Annotated in this window: 17 protein-coding genes and 2 pseudogenes; 8 read left to right on the forward strand and 11 right to left on the reverse strand. The window is 30.8% G+C overall.

Going from position 1 to position 17405, the window contains the following annotated elements:
- Positions 1-1822 precede the first annotated feature (1822 nt).
- Positions 1823-2038, forward strand: a complete 216-nt coding sequence (locus P5P90_RS00305; RefSeq protein ID WP_278035279.1) for a thioredoxin domain-containing protein — start codon at positions 1823-1825, stop codon at positions 2036-2038.
- Between the two features lie 60 nt (positions 2039-2098).
- Here the strand turns inward: P5P90_RS00305 and P5P90_RS00310 are convergent, their stop codons facing one another.
- The 7 genes and pseudogenes from P5P90_RS00310 to glf all read right to left on the reverse strand — a co-directional run bounded on the left by P5P90_RS00310 (position 2099) and on the right by glf (position 7626).
- Positions 2099-3121, reverse strand: coding sequence for a COX15/CtaA family protein (locus tag P5P90_RS00310; RefSeq protein ID WP_278035280.1), 1023 nt, complete (start codon positions 3119-3121; stop codon positions 2099-2101).
- A gap of 27 nt (positions 3122-3148) precedes the next feature.
- Entirely contained in the window at positions 3149-4567 is a 1419-nt protein-coding gene (locus tag P5P90_RS00315) for a CCA tRNA nucleotidyltransferase (RefSeq protein ID WP_278035281.1), read from the reverse strand.
- A 77-nt stretch (positions 4568-4644) separates the two neighbouring features.
- Positions 4645-5019: a GxxExxY protein gene (locus tag P5P90_RS00320; protein ID WP_278035282.1), complete on the reverse strand. Its 375-nt coding sequence runs from the start codon at positions 5017-5019 to the stop codon at positions 4645-4647.
- A 46-nt stretch (positions 5020-5065) separates the two neighbouring features.
- Positions 5066-5635: an L-threonylcarbamoyladenylate synthase gene (locus tag P5P90_RS00325; RefSeq protein WP_278035283.1), complete on the reverse strand. Its 570-nt coding sequence runs from the start codon at positions 5633-5635 to the stop codon at positions 5066-5068.
- A 124-nt stretch (positions 5636-5759) separates the two neighbouring features.
- The gene (locus tag P5P90_RS00330) at positions 5760-6239 is read right to left on the reverse strand and encodes a DUF4422 domain-containing protein (protein ID WP_278036450.1); all 480 of its coding nucleotides are present in this window, start codon (positions 6237-6239) and stop codon (positions 5760-5762) included.
- Positions 6220-6522 (reverse strand): DUF4422 domain-containing protein, encoded by a 303-nt coding sequence (locus tag P5P90_RS00335; protein WP_278035284.1) that lies wholly within the window; start codon positions 6520-6522, stop codon positions 6220-6222. The genes P5P90_RS00330 and P5P90_RS00335 overlap by 20 nt, the downstream gene beginning before the upstream one ends.
- A pseudogene (gene glf, locus P5P90_RS00340) lies at positions 6515-7626 on the reverse strand (UDP-galactopyranose mutase). The gene P5P90_RS00335 and the pseudogene glf overlap by 8 nt, the downstream one beginning before the upstream one ends.
- A 53-nt stretch (positions 7627-7679) precedes the next feature.
- Between glf and P5P90_RS14075 the strand changes: the two are divergent.
- From P5P90_RS14075 to P5P90_RS14290, 5 genes and pseudogenes are all read left to right on the forward strand, one after another.
- Positions 7680-7862: a hypothetical protein gene (locus P5P90_RS14075; RefSeq protein WP_340696417.1), complete on the forward strand. Its 183-nt coding sequence runs from the start codon at positions 7680-7682 to the stop codon at positions 7860-7862.
- Positions 7831-8544 carry a hypothetical protein gene (locus P5P90_RS00345; protein WP_340696418.1) on the forward strand — a complete coding sequence of 238 codons (714 nt, stop codon included), beginning with the start codon at positions 7831-7833 and terminating at the stop codon, positions 8542-8544. The genes P5P90_RS14075 and P5P90_RS00345 overlap by 32 nt, the downstream gene beginning before the upstream one ends.
- A 5-nt stretch (positions 8545-8549) precedes the next feature.
- Positions 8550-9335 (forward strand): glycosyltransferase family 2 protein, encoded by a 786-nt coding sequence (locus P5P90_RS00350; RefSeq protein WP_278035285.1) that lies wholly within the window; start codon positions 8550-8552, stop codon positions 9333-9335.
- Complete coding sequence (locus P5P90_RS00355; protein ID WP_278035286.1) at positions 9316-10074, forward strand: lipopolysaccharide kinase InaA family protein; 759 nt, start codon at positions 9316-9318, stop codon at positions 10072-10074. The genes P5P90_RS00350 and P5P90_RS00355 overlap by 20 nt, the downstream gene beginning before the upstream one ends.
- Before the next feature lie 23 nt (positions 10075-10097).
- Positions 10098-10928, forward strand: a pseudogene (locus P5P90_RS14290) (glycosyltransferase family 2 protein).
- Here the strand turns inward: P5P90_RS14290 and P5P90_RS00365 are convergent.
- The 3 genes from P5P90_RS00365 to P5P90_RS00375 all read right to left on the reverse strand — a co-directional run bounded on the left by P5P90_RS00365 (position 10897) and on the right by P5P90_RS00375 (position 12881).
- Positions 10897-11667, reverse strand: a complete 771-nt coding sequence (locus tag P5P90_RS00365; RefSeq protein WP_278035287.1) for a glycosyltransferase family 9 protein — start codon at positions 11665-11667, stop codon at positions 10897-10899. The pseudogene P5P90_RS14290 and the gene P5P90_RS00365 sit on opposite strands and share 32 nt — an antisense overlap.
- Complete coding sequence (locus tag P5P90_RS00370; RefSeq protein WP_278035288.1) at positions 11639-11962, reverse strand: glycosyltransferase family 9 protein; 324 nt, start codon at positions 11960-11962, stop codon at positions 11639-11641. Before P5P90_RS00370 ends, P5P90_RS00365 begins: the two co-directional genes overlap by 29 nt.
- A gap of 103 nt (positions 11963-12065) precedes the next feature.
- Positions 12066-12881: a 2,3,4,5-tetrahydropyridine-2,6-dicarboxylate N-succinyltransferase gene (locus P5P90_RS00375; protein WP_071183404.1), complete on the reverse strand. Its 816-nt coding sequence runs from the start codon at positions 12879-12881 to the stop codon at positions 12066-12068.
- Between the two features lie 131 nt (positions 12882-13012).
- Here P5P90_RS00375 and ruvX point away from each other — a divergent pair, with 131 nt between their 5' ends.
- Entirely contained in the window at positions 13013-13429 is a 417-nt protein-coding gene (ruvX, locus tag P5P90_RS00380) for a Holliday junction resolvase RuvX (protein ID WP_278035289.1), read from the forward strand.
- 113 nt (positions 13430-13542) lie between these two features.
- Positions 13543-15036 carry a malate:quinone oxidoreductase gene (locus tag P5P90_RS00385; protein ID WP_278035290.1) on the forward strand — a complete coding sequence of 498 codons (1494 nt, stop codon included), beginning with the start codon at positions 13543-13545 and terminating at the stop codon, positions 15034-15036.
- 174 nt (positions 15037-15210) lie between these two features.
- Here P5P90_RS00385 and P5P90_RS00390 read toward each other — a convergent pair whose 3' ends face one another.
- The gene (locus tag P5P90_RS00390) at positions 15211-17304 is read right to left on the reverse strand and encodes an FUSC family protein (protein ID WP_278035291.1); all 2094 of its coding nucleotides are present in this window, start codon (positions 17302-17304) and stop codon (positions 15211-15213) included.
- Positions 17305-17405 lie beyond the last annotated feature (101 nt).

Below are 17405 nucleotides of genomic sequence, written 5' to 3' on the forward strand. Positions count from 1 at the left end.
GCTTTTTTTTTGAAGCTAAAACGGATGGTTTTTTACTTAAAGTTATTATTTATGTAAATATATTTAATGGTATTAGTTTTTTTGATTGTATTTGTTATTTTTGAGTTCATGAAGTATTTTTTAAGTTGTTATTGATTATTTTTTAGTTATTAATTTTGTTGTTTAAATAATCAAATTTAAAATACTGGAAATTAATATTTTAAATTGTTATTATAGATTATTTCTATAGCTGCAAATTATAGATTTTTAAAGGATTTTTGCTGGATTTTATCAAAGAAATCAAGATTTATATATTTTTTAGTTCTTAATTTGGTTTGAGTGTATAATGAAGTTATGGTTTTCAAAAATAGTTTTTATTTTTAGATTTAGAATGATGTTTTGAAGTTTATTTTATTTCATTTTTTTGTCTAAAAAAAAGTGATGTTAAGGAGCATTTTGGTGTATTGATTTCTTCTTCAATTTTTAGTTGAAAATGAAACTGAAAAATAGTAATTGAAATGATTTTTTTGATTTTCATTTTCTGATGTTGATTTTGGGATTGATTTTTAAGTTGGTTTCAGACTCTTTTTAAAAGATCAAAATTGGATTTTTTTTGGCTTTTTTTTCGGTGTTTTTTTTTCGGTGTTTTTTTGCTGATTTCGAGGCGTATTTTGAGTTGGATTTTGGTAGTTTTTTAGAGTCAATTTTGATTTCAGAAATCTTGTTTCTTGAAGTCTGAAAAGTAGGTTTTTTTAAGTGTGAAATTGATGCTTTTTTTGAGTTGGAATAGTGTCGTTTTGATAATGGAAAATGTGTTTTTAAGAAGTGATTTTGATCTCTTTTTTCAGTAATAAACAGTACTAATTTTTTGTTAAGTAGAAGGATAAAACAATATAAAGATTGTAAATTCGGGAGGCTTTAAAATCAAAATTACTAATATGAAGTAAGTAGTTTGGTTGGTTTTTTTGGTGTTTTTTCAATGACTTTTCAAGCTCAAAAGGTGGCTATTTTTGACTCGTATTCTGAATTATAAAAGAAGGTTTTGAGTGATAAAAACGAAACTTATGTAGTGAATTTTGGCCAACTTGGTGTCATCAATGTGTGGAAGAATTACCTTATTTTGAGCAACTCAACTCAGAGAACAATGAGTCAAAAGCAGTGTTGTTTTATTTGGATTTTAAAAGTCAATATGAGGTAGACTTATTGCTTTTTTTAGCAAAAAAAGTAATCAAATTTCAGATGTTTTTACTACAAATAAAGATTATGATAGCTGCTTGTCATTAGTTAATAAAGGCTGTTCAGGCGATATTCAGATAACTTTAATAATCAAAAAGTGGTGAATTTTTTTATCGAGAATGCATTTTCTAGTTACTAAGAATTATACCAACCTGTCAATTTAATTATTAAATAATAATTTTACACTATTAAAAAAAGTCTCAGTTTTATTTCTTTTGGTAGCCGTATTTTTAACTTTGGTTTTTACTTTTAATACTCCTTTGTCTTATCAAGTAGGTGTTATAGCTACTGATTTAATATTAAAACCAGTTGATGATAAAAATGTATAGCATATTTGATAATAAGAAGAAAATGACTTTATAATGGTGTTTACTTGCAATCATTTTCCATTTGCAAAAAAAATACTAGGATCGAGTTAATGAGTTAGCTAAAACATACAAGTCAAAAGGTTATGTTTTGTAGCAATTAACCCTAATGATCCAATACTTTAACCGTCAGATAACTTTGAAATGATGCTAAAAGGTGCAAAAGAAAAAGCTTTCGTTTTTCCTTGGTTAGACGAGGATAAAAAAAATATCCTCAATACGGTGCTACAAAAACACCTCATGTGTTTTTATTAGATAAAAACAGGGTGGTAAAATACATTGGTGCCATTGACGATAATGTAGATAGTCCTGCTGATGTAAAGGAAAAATACCTTGAAGATGCTATTGCTGCTTTAGAAAGTGGTAAAACTCCTTCTCCAGAAACAACTAAAGCAATTGGGTGTGGTATTAAGGTAAAAAAAGTAGTATTGTATAATATCAATAATAATATATCATAAAAAAAACTGCCACCAAAAAGCTTTATACTTTCTGGGTGCAGTTTTTTTTACTTATTTGTGTTATTTCGAAAAACGATGTAAACTATAGGTCATTGCAGATAGAAGGAAAAATGCGTTTACTTGATGAATTAATCCTAGCCATAATGGTACGCCGTAAAGTAATGTAAATACACCTAGGGCAAACTGCACAAATACTAGGAATACAAGTGTTTGTAAGCTTCTTTTTTGGTTAAAGTCAATGTTGTATTTGCTGCTTTTGTAATATAAAAAAAGAATCATACCAGTTACAACATAAGCTAAAGTTCTATGGATGAATTGTACGCCACTTTTTCCTTCAGTGAAACTTAACAAAAGACTATCTTGTTCTAAGAAAACACTGTCGTGAATAAATTGCCCATCGCTCATTAATGGCCAGTGATTGTGAATTAAACCTGCATTTAAACCTGCAACAAAACCCCCGTATATAATTTGTAATAAAAGGAAAAATAGTGTGTATCGGGCTATGCTACGCAGTGTTTTTTCAACGTTTCGTTTTACAGGGTAAATCAAATCTAAAGCTACCCAAAATGTATATGCAAAGGTAATGAAAGCCGTAGTTAGGTGTAGCGCAAGTCTAAAGTGACTTACATCTGGATTGTCGATTAAACCGCTTTTAACCATAAACCAACCGAAGAAGCCTTGTAAACCTCCCAGTCCTAAGAGGATAAGGCATTTTTTTAAGGTTTCCTTGTCTAAACGCTTTTTAATCAGGAAATAGACAAATGGGATTATAAATACGATACCGATAGCACGTCCAATAAAACGATGAAACCATTCCCAAAAATAAATAAATTTATAATCAGAAAGCGTAAAGTTGTTATGGATATTTATTTTTTGGTATTCAGGAAACTGTTTGTATTGGTGAAATGCTTCTTGCCATTTTGCTTCCGTAAGTGGCGGTAGCGTATCGGTGATTAGGTGCCAATCGGTCATGGATAAACCGGAGTTTGTTAACCTTGTGATTCCTCCTACAACAACCATTATGAAGATTAATACACAGCCTGAAAGTAGCCAAATGATAACGGGTTTGTTCTCTTTTTTCATTTTATGTTTTCTATATTGTTTTGGAACTTATTTTACTTTTTCTAATCCCAGTTTTGCGGCACGTTTTAAAACAAACTGGTAGGCTGCTTCATATTCATTTGGGATTTCGCCTTCCAGAATGGCTTCTTTTACTGCTTCTTTTAGGATACCAATTTCACGAGAAGGTTTCAAATCGAATATTTCCATAATTTGTTCCCCAGTAATAGGTGGTTGGAAATTACGGATGGAATCTTTTTCTTCAACTTCGACAATTTTTTTACGAACTATTTCGAAATTTTTATGGTACTTCTTGAATTTCGCAGGGTTTTTAGTTGTGATATCCGCTTCGCAAAGGGTCATTAGGTTTTCGACATCTTCACCTGCATCAAAAACCAGTCTTCGAACAGCAGAATCTGTTACGATATCCTGTGCTAAAACAATTGGTCGTGAACTCATAATGACCATTTTTTGAACAAATTTCATTTTTTGGTTCAATGGCATGTGAAGGCGTTCAAATAGTCTTTTGACCATTTTTCCACCCAAAAATTCGTGTCCATGAAAGGTCCAGCCCTGTTTTTTATTGAATTTTTTTGTTGGTGCTTTTCCAATATCATGCAAAAGTGCCGCCCAACGCAACCAAACGTCATCAGTATTAGGGCAAATATTGTCGACTACTTCAAGAGTATGGTAAAAATTGTTTTTATGTGTTTGACCTTCAATTTCTTCCACCTGATTTAAAGCAGTTAATTCAGGAATTAATATGTCTAAAAGTCCCGTTTTGTATAAGTGTAAAAAACCAATAGAAGGTTTCTCAGTTGATAAAATTTTGTTCAATTCGTCAACAATTCGTTCTCCAGAAATGATTTTGATACGTTCGGCATTTTTTGAAATAGCCTTAAGTGAATCTTCTTCGATATCAAAATTCAATTGGGTAGCAAATCGGATAGCACGCATCATTCGCAATGGATCATCAGAGTAGGTAATGTCAGGATTTAAAGGTGTTTTTAAAATCCTGTTTTTCATGTCTGTTAGTCCGTCAAATGGGTCTAATAAGTTTCCAAAAGTTGTTTCATTCAACGACAAAGCTAAGGCATTGATGGTGAAGTCTCTTCGGTTTTGGTCGTCTTCGAGAGTGCCGTTTTCAACTATTGGATTGCGGCTATCACGGTTGTAGGATTCTTTACGAGCCCCTACAAATTCGATTTCGGTGTCTTCATAACGCAACATTGCCGTTCCATAGTTCTTAAATACCTGAACTTTTGGTTTCTTAGGAAGTAATTCTGATACTTTCAAGGCTAATTCAATTCCGCTGCCCACCGCCACAATGTCAATGTCTTTTTTAAAATCACGACCTAAAATCAAATCTCTTACAAAACCACCAATAACGTAACTTTCAACTTGAATTTCATGTGAAGCTTGAGTTATTATTTTAAAAATGGGATGATGTAATGATTCTTTGTAGTTCATAGTTTATTTGCCACGAATTCACGAATTAAATAATTTTTATTTTTTTCTTTAAAATGGCACAAATTTTTTCCTTGATTTTACAAAACTATTCTTTTGTATTCAAGTGAGTTGTTATTAAAATTGGCTAAAATTGCTAGTTTGTTTGACGAAACTTTTAAGTAATTAATACTTTGAGCTATGTGTTTAGAATCTAATTTTTCACATGATTTTAGTTCTAAAATAATTGTATCATATACCACGAAATCTGCATAAAATTTATGATTTAAGATAATGTCTTTGTATTGAACAGTATATTCTTTTTCTCTTTCGAAAGGAATATTTAATTTTTTTAATTCATATTCTAAAGCATCTTTATAAACAATTTCAGAAAAGCCTCCACCTAAATTTTTATGGATTTCAAAAAGAATTCCCATTAATTGAAAACTTTCTTCTTTGTGTATAATTTGTGTCATTAAACTTTTTTGTTTAAATGTAATTCGTGAATTCGTGGCTCATTAATTATTTTCTAATAATCTTCACCTGAGAATCATTAGTCAACTTAATAATAGTTGAAGGATTCTGGCAAATTTTTTCGCGATGTAAATTTACAACATAGTCTACACCTTTTATAATTTCGGGACTGATTTCTTTAAATGATTTTGGAGTAGGTTCTCCAGAAATATTAGCTGATGTAGAAACCAAAGGATTTTTCATTCGCTCCAATAACTTATAGCAAAAAGGTTCTTTTACCAATCGAACAGCTAAGGTGTCGTCGTCGGCAATGATGTTTTTAGCAACATTTCGAGGATGATCCAAGATTAAGGTAGTTGGCTTTTCAGATAGATCAATAATTTGCCAGGCGACTTCTGGAATTTCTTTAAAAACATTGTAAATCATTCTTTCACCATTTACTAAAACAATCATGCTTTTTGTTTCTTCACGTTGTTTTAATTTGTAAATCTTGGCAATTGCTTCGGGGTTTGTGGCGTCACATCCAATTCCCCAAACGGTATCAGTAGGGTATAGAATAATACCTCCTTCTTTAATGATTTCGTAGGCTTTGTGTACTTCGGTATTAATATCTTGCATGGAATCTAAATAAAAGCAAAGGTATTCAATACAAGTTGTTTTAAGAAATTTGTTTGTTGTTTTTAATGTAAAAAAAGGCTTTGGGAATTGTTTTTTTTAAGTATAATACCCTTCTTTTTTGTGTTTACACATCAGTAATTTTATAAATAGGAACTGACTTTATTTTTAGTTTATTGTGATAAATATACATGTTAATTAGTCGTTCTGAAATAAAACCAAAAACTCTTGCTTGGTATTGGTCAGTAGGGATCGTAATTCTTTTTTCTAACTCAAAAAGAATAGAGAAAATCCAAGTATGGTATTCGTCAAATAATTTTTTTGAACATAACATCATATTTCCAATATGGAATAATTTTCCATTTTCAAGATGAATATTAATGCTTTCTTCGTATTCTGGAAATTTTTCAAGAATTATTTTTTTTGTTTCATCCCAGTCTTCTTTTCTATGATCTTTACAGTAATTAATTCCTAAAGTGTATTTCTTTAGTTTATAGGGGATACCAACAATTACGTCATACTCTCGCAAAATAGAAGCGATTTTTTTAGAAGTTTTTTTGGGATCAGATTTAAAAAGTTTGGTTTTTTTAAATTCCTCTCCTGTTATTTTTTTGTTTTGATGGTTTTAAATTATAGGAAGGATTGTAAAAATTAAAATACCTTCTGTAATGGCATATTCCAACATATTCAGCCTCTGTATAATTTTTCCATATCCAATATGTAGCGGTTAGTTCGCAAAAATTTGGGTTTTTAGAAGCTATATTATCTAGAGTATTATCTTTTAAAATATTATCCGAAATAGAAGGGTTTGTACCTACTTGCATAGGTATAAATAAATCGTTTTGTAAAAGAGGAGCTTCTTTATGTGTAACTACAAAAATTTTAACCATTGTTAGTTGTTTTTTTTACTGTATTTAATGCCGATGCAATGATTTGATGCATATCATAATATTTATATTCGGCTAGTCGTCCTCCAAATATGATATTGTCTAATTGTTCCGATTTCTGTTTGTATAATTGGTAAATATCTTGATTTTTTTTATCATTTACTGGGTAAAATGCCTCCTTTTTTGGTGTCCAATCTTCAGGATACTCACGTGTGATTATGGTTTTTTTTGTTTGCCAAATTCAAAGTGCTTGTGTTCGATTATTCTTGTGAATGAGTATTCGATATCATTATAGTTTATGCCTGCATTACCTTGAAAGTTTTCAATATCTAGAACTTCTGTTTCAAAACGCAACGAACGATATTCTAATTGTCCAAATTCGAAATTAAAATATTCATCAATTTTCCCAGTAAATACTATTTTGTCAGCAAGAGATTCATAATAGTCTCTGTTTTCGAAAAAATTAGTATTTAATTGTAGCTCTATACCTTTTAACAAACCTTCCGTGATTTTATTGTAACCTCCAATAGGGATTCCCTGGTATTTATCGTTGAAATAATTATTGTCAAATGTAAATCGTACAGGTAGTCTTTTTATGATAAACGCAGGGAGTTCTGTTGCTTTTCTTCCCCATTGTTTTTCTGTATATCCTTTAATTAGAGTTTCATATATGTCTTTGCCTACCAATGATAGGGCTTGTTCTTCTAAGTTTTTAGGATTTTCTACTCCAAACTCTTCAATTTGAGATTTGATTTTTTGTTGAGCTTCGTTTGGATTTAAACATCCCCATAACTGATAAAATGTATTCATGTTGAACGGTAAATTGAAAAGTTTACCTTTAGAATACGAAAGTGGTGAATATACGAAATGATTGAATTCGGCAAATTGGTTTACATAATCCCATATATATTTATCATTGGTATGAAAAATATGTGGACCATACTTGTGTACATTAATGTTTTCAATGTTTTCACAGTATATGTTGCCTCCACTGTGGTTTCTTTTATCAATAACTAGGCATTTTTTTTCCAATTTGCTCATCTCATGCGCAAATACGCTTCCAAATAAACCTGATCCAACTATTAAATAGTCATATTTTTTCTTCATAATGCAAAATTAGATATTAAATAGTAAATTGCAAGAAATTTAAATTAAAGTTTATGAGGGGTAAAATTCAGGTAGGTTATTTAGTTTCGTACGATTACGAATTATTAAAAAATGCGATACCACCTATTTATGACAGCGCTGATTCAATTTTTTTAGCGATTGACAAAGATAGATTAACTTGGAATGGCAATTTATTTTACATTGATGATTCTTTTTTTATGGTTAAAAGAATTTGATAAAGATAATAAAATTGAATTATATGAAGATAATTTTTATGTTCCTGAACTTTCTACCATGGAATGTGAAGTGCGTCAAAGAAAAATGCTCGCCAATAAAATGGGAATTGGAAATTGGTTAATTCAACTTGATGCAGATGAATATTTTTTAGACTTTAAAAATTTTGTAAAAACATTAGAATCATACAATAGATTTTTAGATAATCCACAAAAAAATCCAATTCAAATTGCTGTTTTTCTTATTAATATTTACAAACAAGTTGAAACTGGATTTTTATATGTAGATTGTGCTTCTAAATGTATGGCAGCAACAAATTTTCCTAACTATAAAGTTGGGCGAAATACAAGGAGGCGAGTAATTTACACTAAACATTTAATGTTTCACGAAACGCTATCTAGAGATGAGAAAGAGTTAGAATTCAAATTTAATAATTGGGGACATAAAGACGAAATAAATCCTCAATTTTTAGAAAAATGGAAATCCGCAACGATAGATAATTATAAATCACTTTCAAATTTATTTTATTTAGAACCTCATAAATGGCGTAAATTAAATTATGTAAAAGGAAATACAATTAATGATGCAATTCAGAACTTTAATGATAATAACTTTGTGCCATCAAAATTTTATTTGACAAAAAAGAATTTCGGTCAACGGTTCAAATTTTTATTTAAAAAATAATCTAAATGAAAACAACATTGTTAATATCCACTTATAATTGGCCTCAAGCTCTAGAATTGATTTTTGAGAGTATATTAATTCAAACCAAATTACCTGATGAAATTTTAATTGCAGATGATGGTTCGAGAGAGGAAACAAAAGAACTAATCCAATTTTATTCAGCTAAATTCCCATTCACAGTAAAACATTTTTGGCAAGAGGATAAAGGTTTTAGAAAATCGAAAATACTTAATATAGCTATAGCAAATACTAATGCAGATTATATAATACAAATAGACGGCGACTGTATACTCCATGAAAAATTCATTGAAGATCATATTTGTAATTCGGAAAAAAAAATGTATTTATATGGTTCTAGGGTAAATATATTACCCCTTTATGTAAAAAGTGTTTTTGAAAAAAAAACAATTAAGTTTAATTTGTTTTCGAAAGAAATTAAAAATAAAACACGGACTTTACATATTCCATTTTTTTCTAAGCTACAAAGTAAACATGATGGTATTTCTAAGAAATTTAGAGGTTGTAATGTGTCTTATTGGCGTTCAGATTTTTTAGCAGTCAATGGATACAATGAGGATTTTGAAGGCTGGGGCAGAGAAGATTCGGATTTAGTTATCAGAATGGGAAATTTAGGAGTAAAAGCAAAAAGATTAAGATATGCGGGTATTTTATATCACATTTATCATAAAGTAAATTCAAAACACAATTTGGAGCTAAACAACTCTATTCAAGAGAAAACCATTAATCAGAAAATTACTCGTTGTGAAAAAGGTGTGGAACAATACTTGTAAAGGTAATAATAAAAACCTGATTGATAATTGTATTGTCAATTTTCAATCACAAGGAAAATATTTTGTTCAAGGACAAAGAAATGCCATAAAATTATTTGAAATCGATGGCATTACATTAAATATTAAGTCTTTCAAAAAACCGAATCTAGTTAACAAAATCGCTTATCGTTATTTCAGAAAATCTAAAGCACGACGCTCGTTTGAATACGCTTCAAAATTGATGGATTTAGGAATTGGAACTCCAAAACCTATTGCTTATTTCGAGAATTTCGATTTTATAGGATTAAATGAAAGTTACTACGTTTGTGAACATTTAGAAGATGTTTTCGAATTCAGAGCGTTAGTTCAAAATGAAGATTTTAATCAACGTGAAAGTATTATAAGGCAGTTTGTTGGATTTTCTTATCAGATGCACCAAAAAGGAGTTGAGTTTTTAGATCATTCACCCGGAAATACTTTGATAAAAGACAATAACGATGGAACTTATTCCTTCTATCTAGTAGATTTAAATCGAATGAAATTTCATGAAAGTATTGATTTTCAAACGCGAATGAAGAATTTATCTCATCTAACGCCACAAAAAGAAATGATTGTTATTATGGCTAATGAATATGCTAAAGTTTCTGGAGAAAATGAAAATACTGTTTGTGAAACGATGTGGAAGTTTACAGAAGAATTTCAATATCGTTATCACCGAAAAAAAAGACTCAAAAAGAATTTAAAGTTCTGGAAAAAGTAGTATTTACACTTTTTATTCATTAGATGAAATTATCAGTAATCGTCACTACTTACAATTCGGAAGAATGGCTTCAAAAAGTGCTTGTTGGATAAAGTGTCCAAACAGAGCTTGATTTTGAAATTGTCATAGCCGATGATGGTTCTATCGAAAAAACAAAATTGGTTATTGACTCTTTTCGGGATAAATTTCAGTTTCCTATTGTTCATGTTTGGCAAGAGGATAATGGTTTTCAGAAATGCAAAATCTTAAATAAAGCCATTTTAAAAACCAATTCCGATTATTTACTTTTTACTGATGGCGATTGTATTCCACGAAAAGATTTTGTTGCTCAACATTTAAAACACAAAGAAGAAGGTTATTTCTTGTCGGGAGGTTATTTTAAATTACCAATGGAAACTTCTCATGAAATTTCATAAGAAAACATACAAAATCAAGATTGTTTTTCCATTTCTTGGTTGATAAAAAATGGAGTTTCCAAAACCTTTAAATTATCAAAGCTGACCAAATTTTCTCTTTTTGCTTCTTTTATGAATTGGTTAACTCCAATAAAAAGAACCTTCAATGGACATAATACTTCTTGTTTTAAGAAAGATTTAATTGCGGTGAATGGTTTTAACGAAATAATGCAATATGGTGGTTTAGATAGAGAAGTGGGTGAACGACTATTTAATTTAGGAATACTTTCAAAACAAATTCGATATAGTGCTGTTTGTTTGCATTTAGATCATGCACGCGCTTATTTCAATCAAGAAGAGTGGAATAAAAATTTAGCATTAAGAGCGTATAACATTAAAAATAATATTACTTGGATTTCAACTGGTATTATAAAAGATGAGAATCTAAAAAAGGAGTAATTTTTTCAATTACAAATCTTGGTTCTAATTTTTCGTAAAGTTGTATAGCGTTTTCTTTTAATTCTTTTTCGGTTTTACTACTAATTAAATTCGGTTCGATATCATTCAAATGAATAGATAAATGTTTTTTTTCATCTTCAAAAGTAGCCCAGATTTTTTTCTCTATCCAAGGCGAAAATATAATGAAAGAAGGTTTGTTAAGTGCTTTTGCAAGATTTATGGCACCACCATCATTACCTATGATTAAATCGCATTTATTCATAATTGCAATATATTCTCGTAAACTAGAACCTAGTAAATCAAAATAAATATTTTGTTGAGTACTTTTTTTACAGCTATTAAAAACAATTTTAGCTTCTTCAAGTTGTTTCGGAAAATAATTAAACAATATGTTAACGTTATATTTATCAGAAATAAAATCTATAATTTCTGTCATATATTGAAGAGGATAGGTTTTAAGTTTTTCACTTCCTAATAAACTTATCATTACTATTTTTTTTGATTTGTCTACTTTGTGATTTTCAAATATTTTATCAGCAAAATCTTTTTCTGATTGGTCTAAGAATAATTTGGGTTGACCATCAAGTTCAAAATTCAAATTCAATGGAGTTAACAAAGAAAGTCTTCTTTCAATTGCTAATCCTAAATTAGTTGAAGGGTTTTCAGCATATGGGATGTTTTCATCATATAAAAATGTGCGGCCAATTTTTTTATATGAAATTTTTTCTCTTACCTCCACAAAGCAATACAATTATCCAACTTTGTAGTTTTGAATAAGCATCAATAACTAAATCGTATTTGTTTTTTCTAAGTCCTAAAGCAAATTTTATAAGTTCGTAAGTGCTGTTTTGATGTTTCTTTTCAAAGATGATTAATGAATCAATATTAGGGTTTCCTTTTAAAACATCGATTGTATTATCATTAACTAAATAATCAATTTGTGCATTTGGATATGCTTTTTTTAAATTGTTGCAAATGATGCTACTAATCAACACATCGCCAATCATTTTGTTTTGAATTACAAGTATTTTCATTTTCTAGAAAATCAAATGATTATATAAATTGGAGCAAATAAAAATTCCAAATCCCAATTTAATGTTTCTATTGGAATTTGGAATTTAAAATATTAGTTTTTTGTTAAACTGCTACATCGTACTCTCTTAACGCATTGTTTAGAGATGTTTTTAAGTCAGTTGATGGTTTACGAGTACCAATAATTAATGCACATGGAACTTGGTATTCACCAGCGGCGAATTTTTTAGTGTAACTTCCAGGAATAACCACTGAACGAGCAGGAACAAAACCTTTCATTTCAACTGGTTCGTCACCAGTTATGTCAATAATTTTTGTAGAAGCAGTCAAACAAACATTAGCACCAAGAACTGCTTCTTTACCTACGTGAACACCTTCTACAACGATACAACGAGAACCAATAAAAGCACCGTCCTCGATGATCACAGGGGCAGCTTGTAATGGTTCTAAAACACCACCAATTCCAACACCTCCACTTAAGTGAACGTCTTTTCCAATTTGAGCACAACTACCTACAGTAGCCCAAGTGTCAACCATCGTTCCCGCGTCAACATAAGCACCAATGTTTACATAACTTGGCATCATGATAACTCCACTAGAAATAAACGAACCGTAACGAGCAGAGGCACCAGGAACTACACGAACACCTTTTTCAGCATAGTCTTTTTTCAATTCCATTTTATCGTGGTATTCGAAAATTCCAGCTTCCCAAGTTTCCATTTTTTGAATAGGGAAGTACATTACTACCGCTTTCTTAACCCATTCGTTTACTTGCCATCCGTCACCTTTTGGTTCAGCAACACGTAATTTTCCTGAATCTAATAATTCGATTACTTCTCTAATAGCATTAGTAGTTGTTTCTTCTTGCAACAAAGCTCTGTTTTCCCAGGCTTGTTCTATAATTGTTTGTAAATTGCTCATCGTTTAATTTTATTTTTTGGCAAATATAGGCTTTTTAAGTAAAAGCAAAAAAGGAAAGTTTTTTTCATTAGTTTGCTTTTTGGGAGGTTCTTATTTGAGTTATTAATTCAGTATCTTTGGAAAAAAATATAATGCCAAGAATTCTCGCTATAGATTACGGACAAAAACGAACAGGGATTGCTGTTACCGATGAGCTTCAAATCATCGCTTCGGGCTTAACAACGATTCCTTCGGCTACCACTATCGATTTTTTAAAAGATTATTTTTCGAAAGAAAAAGTAGAATTGGTACTTATAGGTGAGCCTAAACAAATGAATGGTGAGCCTTCTCAAAGTGCTTCCATTATTAAGGGGTTTGTGACCCATTTTACCAATCATTTTCCTGAAATGAAAGTAGTTCGTGTGGATGAACGATTTACATCCAAAATGGCTTTTCAAACCATGATAGATAGTGGTTTAAAAAAGAAACAACGTCAAAATAAAGCATTGATTGATGAGATTTCGGCTACTATAATGTTGCAAGATTATTTATCTCGAAAAATGTTTTAATAATTCTTTGTTAAAACGATAAAATTTAGTGATAAATGTAACTTTTTCAATCCAAATCACTCTTTTAATTACAATAATATTAGAGTATCTTTGCGCCGATTAAAAATAATATTATGTCTGATACAACCATACGTTCACAAAGTGATGTAGTTCTTATTGGGGCTGGAATAATGAGTGCAACTCTAGGCTTGATTCTAAAAGAATTACAACCTGATTTAACTATTGATATTTACGAAAGATTAGATAATGCTGCTGCCGAAAGTTCAGATGCGTGGAATAATGCAGGGACAGGTCATTCAGCGTTTTGTGAGTTGAATTATACTCCTGAGGGACCAGATGGGAGCATTAATCCTAATAAAGCGATTAGCATAGCAGAGTCTTTTGAGGTTTCTCGTCAATTTTGGGCTTATTTAGTACAGCAAGGAAAAGTATCTTCACCGGAGAATTTTATAAAAAGAATTCCACACATCAGTTTTGTTTGGGGTGATGAAAATGTAGAATACTTAACTAAACGATTCAAAGTATTACAAGCAAATCCACTTTTTGAAGAAATGCAATTCAGTACCGATTTTACGGAATTAAAAAAATGGATGCCTCTAGTAATGGAAGGTAGAAAAGAATCAGGTAAGGTTGCTGGTACTACAATGGCTATTGGTACAGATGTGAATTTTGGTGAATTGACTCGAAATATGTTTAGTCATTTAACTAAAATGGAAGGAGTAAACATGTACTTTCACCATGAAGTTAAAAAATTAAGACAACGTGAAGATAAGTCTTGGAGAATCAAAATAAACAATTTGACTGACAGAAGTGTTAGAAAAGCCTACACAAAATTTGTTTTTATTGGAGCTGGGGGAGGATCGTTACCATTGTTAGAAAAAGCAGATATTCCAGAAGGAAAAGGTTTTGGAGGATTTCCAGTAAGTGGGCAATGGTTGCGTTGTACCAATCCAGATGTAATTGCGCAACATGAATCTAAAGTTTATGGTAAAGCAAGTGTAGGAGCACCACCTATGTCGGTTCCACATATTGATTCAAGAATGATTAATGGGGAAAAACAATTGCTTTTTGGTCCATTTGCAGGATTCTCTACCCGATTTTTGAAAAATGGTAAATATTCGGATTTGCCAAAATCTATTCAATTGGATAATATTGTACCAATGGTGATGGCTGGAATTAAAAACATCCCATTAACAAAATATTTAATTGAACAAGTACGTCAATCGCCTGCAGATAGAATAAAAGCTTTACGAGAATATGTTCCATCGGCTCGATCTAAAGATTGGGTTTTAGAGCGTGCAGGACAACGTGTACAAGTCATTAAAAAAGACGAAAAAGAAGGTGGTAAGTTAGAGTTTGGAACAGAAGTTATTACTTCTGCAGATGGTACTTTATCCGTTTTACTAGGAGCGTCACCTGGTGCATCTACAGCTGTTTCTATTATGATTGATGTTATTAGCAGATGTTATAAAGACGAAATGAAAACTCCTGAATGGCAGGCTAAGTTTAAAGAAATGATTCCTTCTTACGGACAAAAATTAAACGAAAATCCAGAGTTGTTAAAACAAGTTAGAGAGCATACAGCAACTGTTTTAAAATTACAATAAGCTAATTTTTATAGAAATCAAAGAGAATCCCAACTTATTGTTGGGATTCTCTTTTTACAGTTGTAAGTAACTGTGTGGTTTTTAATATGTTTTCGGACAATCCAGTCATCCAAATTAATTGTTCGATGACCAATTGCGCTTCTTGCATTTTTATTTGGTAAGCTTCTTCGTCAATTAATTGAATTTGTTGGAGTTCTTTTGCTCTAATTTTTTCAATTCAGTAAGTCTTTGATTTAAATCTTCGTTGGACACGAAAGTTTTGGCATCTGGATTTGGATTTTTTAATAATTCCATCGCTATTTCTAAATTAGAAATCACTTTGTTTACAACAACATTGAAAGCTTTAGACGCCTCAGTTGTTTTATGCGATTGAATATAGGTTCCCAATGAAGCTAGTGAAGAAAGTAACGAATGGTTTAAAACAGTTAGCTTGTAAACCTGTGGCAATTTGTTTTGTTTAGACTTGGGTTCTTGTAGCATTCGTTGGAACGAAGCCATAAGATTTCCTATTTCAATGAAGGCTTGTTTTCTAGCCAGTCGGTATTCTGTTGATACATCCACTTTTGTGTTGTATATTACAGAAATTTCTTTTAAGTAGTTTCGATTTGCCTCAATAGCACTTTGAATATAGGAAGGAAGATTTAAAAACTCCCAAGATGGCCATAAAAAATAATTAGCTAATAAGCATAAACAAGCGCCTACAATAGTGTCTAAAATTCGGTATTCTAATACATTGCCGTTGTCTGGTGATAATACACCGTAAATTAAAACTACATAAATAGTAATAAAAGTAGAACCAATTTTGTAATTGGTTGGATTAAAGGTAAAACCAAGTAACATGGCAATGATAGCCATTGTGCTAATAACATAAGAATCCTTGACTATATATAGAATACCAAAAGCAATAAGACCACCAATAAGAGTTCCTATTATTCGATGATAGGTTCGTTCATTTGTGATTCCAAAACCTTGTTTCATAATAACCACAATCGTCAAAATAATCCAGTATACATTTTCTAAAGGGAGTATTTTTCCAATCATATATCCCAAAAGAATAGTAATAGTTATTCGTAGCGAATGTCTAAAAACAGTCGATTTGAAACTTAGGTTTTCTACAAAAGTACTAAGCGGATAATACTGTGGTTTGATAAATTTTTCAATGTCTTTATCTCTCCCTTTTATTAAATCTTTAGTATTATTATTTGTCGAATAAGCACGCTCAAGTGTAATGATTTTCTCCACCTGTTTTTCTGCATAATGGAGCATGGTAATGAGCATCAAAACCTCTTCTGAGGAAGATTCGTTTTGGATATTTTTCTTATAATCGTTTATCGCTAATTCAAATTGTTGTAAGTTTTCAATTAAGTTGTGTTCAGCCAAATACGGTTTGTGGTTTTCAATACTTCTCGACAAGGCTTTCATGTTTTTAGCTAAGCTGTATGCTAAATTTTGATAGGATTCGAGTGCTTTTGGATAACCATCAAATTTTTGGTGAAATTTATTATGATCAAAAGAAGTTGAAATAGCTAATTCCAAGATTTCAACCAAAGAGATAAAACTCAATAATAAATTTCGGTTTTGTCCTGATGAACCCGATTTGGTTCGGTTAGTAATAAGTACTTCTCGGATATTTTCATGCAAAACATTTAGTTCAACCTGAAGATGCAACTGTTTTTTAGTAATCGCTTTTCGATTAGAGTTCAGTTCCCAAAGATCACCACGTAATTTTAGATATTTTGCGGTAAGTCGGATGCATTCGGCCAACTGTAATTCGACATAGCGATTGGGTTTAATATGAAAAAAAATCACTGAAATGAGAGTGTAAAATAAACCACCCGCTAATAGTAGTCCTGAATATTCTAGCATTTCCCATCCTGTATTCAAGTGTGCAAAAGCAAGAGATAAAGATAATAATGCCGAAAATGAAACCATGGTTGCACGCTGTCCATACACTAAAATCATCGATACACAAAAGATTAATACAATCAATGTGGGATAAAATAACCAGGGTAATGGGTAAGTCAGATTTATAATCAGATTTACTCCAGCAATAATAAATGAAGTAACTAATAAACCATTTATTTTATGTTTTAAATTGCTCGGAATGTCACTATGGAAAGTAAAGAAAGCGCCTAAAGCAATAGTAAAACCAATCGCAAAATTATCTAGATAGGAAAATAACAAAACAGGTGAAACAGCGGCAATTGTTATTTTGAGAGCATTAGTAAACTCAGTACTTGAAACAAATTTCTGAATTCTTGAAATCATACTTTTTTAGATAATATACAAAGGTATGAATTGTGAGGTGGATTAACAGGCAAAAAAGGACTCTTTTTTAAGGGGTAAATTTTAAATGACTATTTATTGTT

Source organism: Flavobacterium nitratireducens (assembly GCF_029625335.1).
GTDB classification, from domain to species: domain Bacteria; phylum Bacteroidota; class Bacteroidia; order Flavobacteriales; family Flavobacteriaceae; genus Flavobacterium; species Flavobacterium nitratireducens.

Excerpts from the sequence above, each read along its gene's own strand:
- P5P90_RS00335 (WP_278035284.1), bottom strand. The coding sequence starts at position 6,522 with ATGGTTAAAATTTTTGTAGTTACACATAAAGAAGCTCCTCTTTTACAA.
- ruvX (WP_278035289.1), top strand. The coding sequence starts at position 13,013 with ATGCCAAGAATTCTCGCTATAGATTACGGACAAAAACGAACAGGGATT.
- P5P90_RS00310 (WP_278035280.1), bottom strand. The coding sequence starts at position 3,121 with ATGAAAAAAGAGAACAAACCCGTTATCATTTGGCTACTTTCAGGCTGT.
- P5P90_RS00345 (WP_340696418.1), top strand. The coding sequence starts at position 7,831 with ATGATTCTTTTTTTATGGTTAAAAGAATTTGATAAAGATAATAAAATT.
- P5P90_RS00370 (WP_278035288.1), bottom strand. The coding sequence starts at position 11,962 with ATGAAAATACTTGTAATTCAAAACAAAATGATTGGCGATGTGTTGATT.
- P5P90_RS00320 (WP_278035282.1), bottom strand. The coding sequence starts at position 5,019 with ATGACACAAATTATACACAAAGAAGAAAGTTTTCAATTAATGGGAATT.
- P5P90_RS00385 (WP_278035290.1), top strand. The coding sequence starts at position 13,543 with ATGTCTGATACAACCATACGTTCACAAAGTGATGTAGTTCTTATTGGG.
- P5P90_RS00315 (WP_278035281.1), bottom strand. The coding sequence starts at position 4,567 with ATGAACTACAAAGAATCATTACATCATCCCATTTTTAAAATAATAACT.
- P5P90_RS00325 (WP_278035283.1), bottom strand. The coding sequence starts at position 5,635 with ATGCAAGATATTAATACCGAAGTACACAAAGCCTACGAAATCATTAAA.
- P5P90_RS00390 (WP_278035291.1), bottom strand. The coding sequence starts at position 17,304 with ATGATTTCAAGAATTCAGAAATTTGTTTCAAGTACTGAGTTTACTAAT.
- P5P90_RS00350 (WP_278035285.1), top strand. The coding sequence starts at position 8,550 with ATGAAAACAACATTGTTAATATCCACTTATAATTGGCCTCAAGCTCTA.
- P5P90_RS00375 (WP_071183404.1), bottom strand. The coding sequence starts at position 12,881 with ATGAGCAATTTACAAACAATTATAGAACAAGCCTGGGAAAACAGAGCT.
- P5P90_RS14075 (WP_340696417.1), top strand. The coding sequence starts at position 7,680 with ATGAGGGGTAAAATTCAGGTAGGTTATTTAGTTTCGTACGATTACGAA.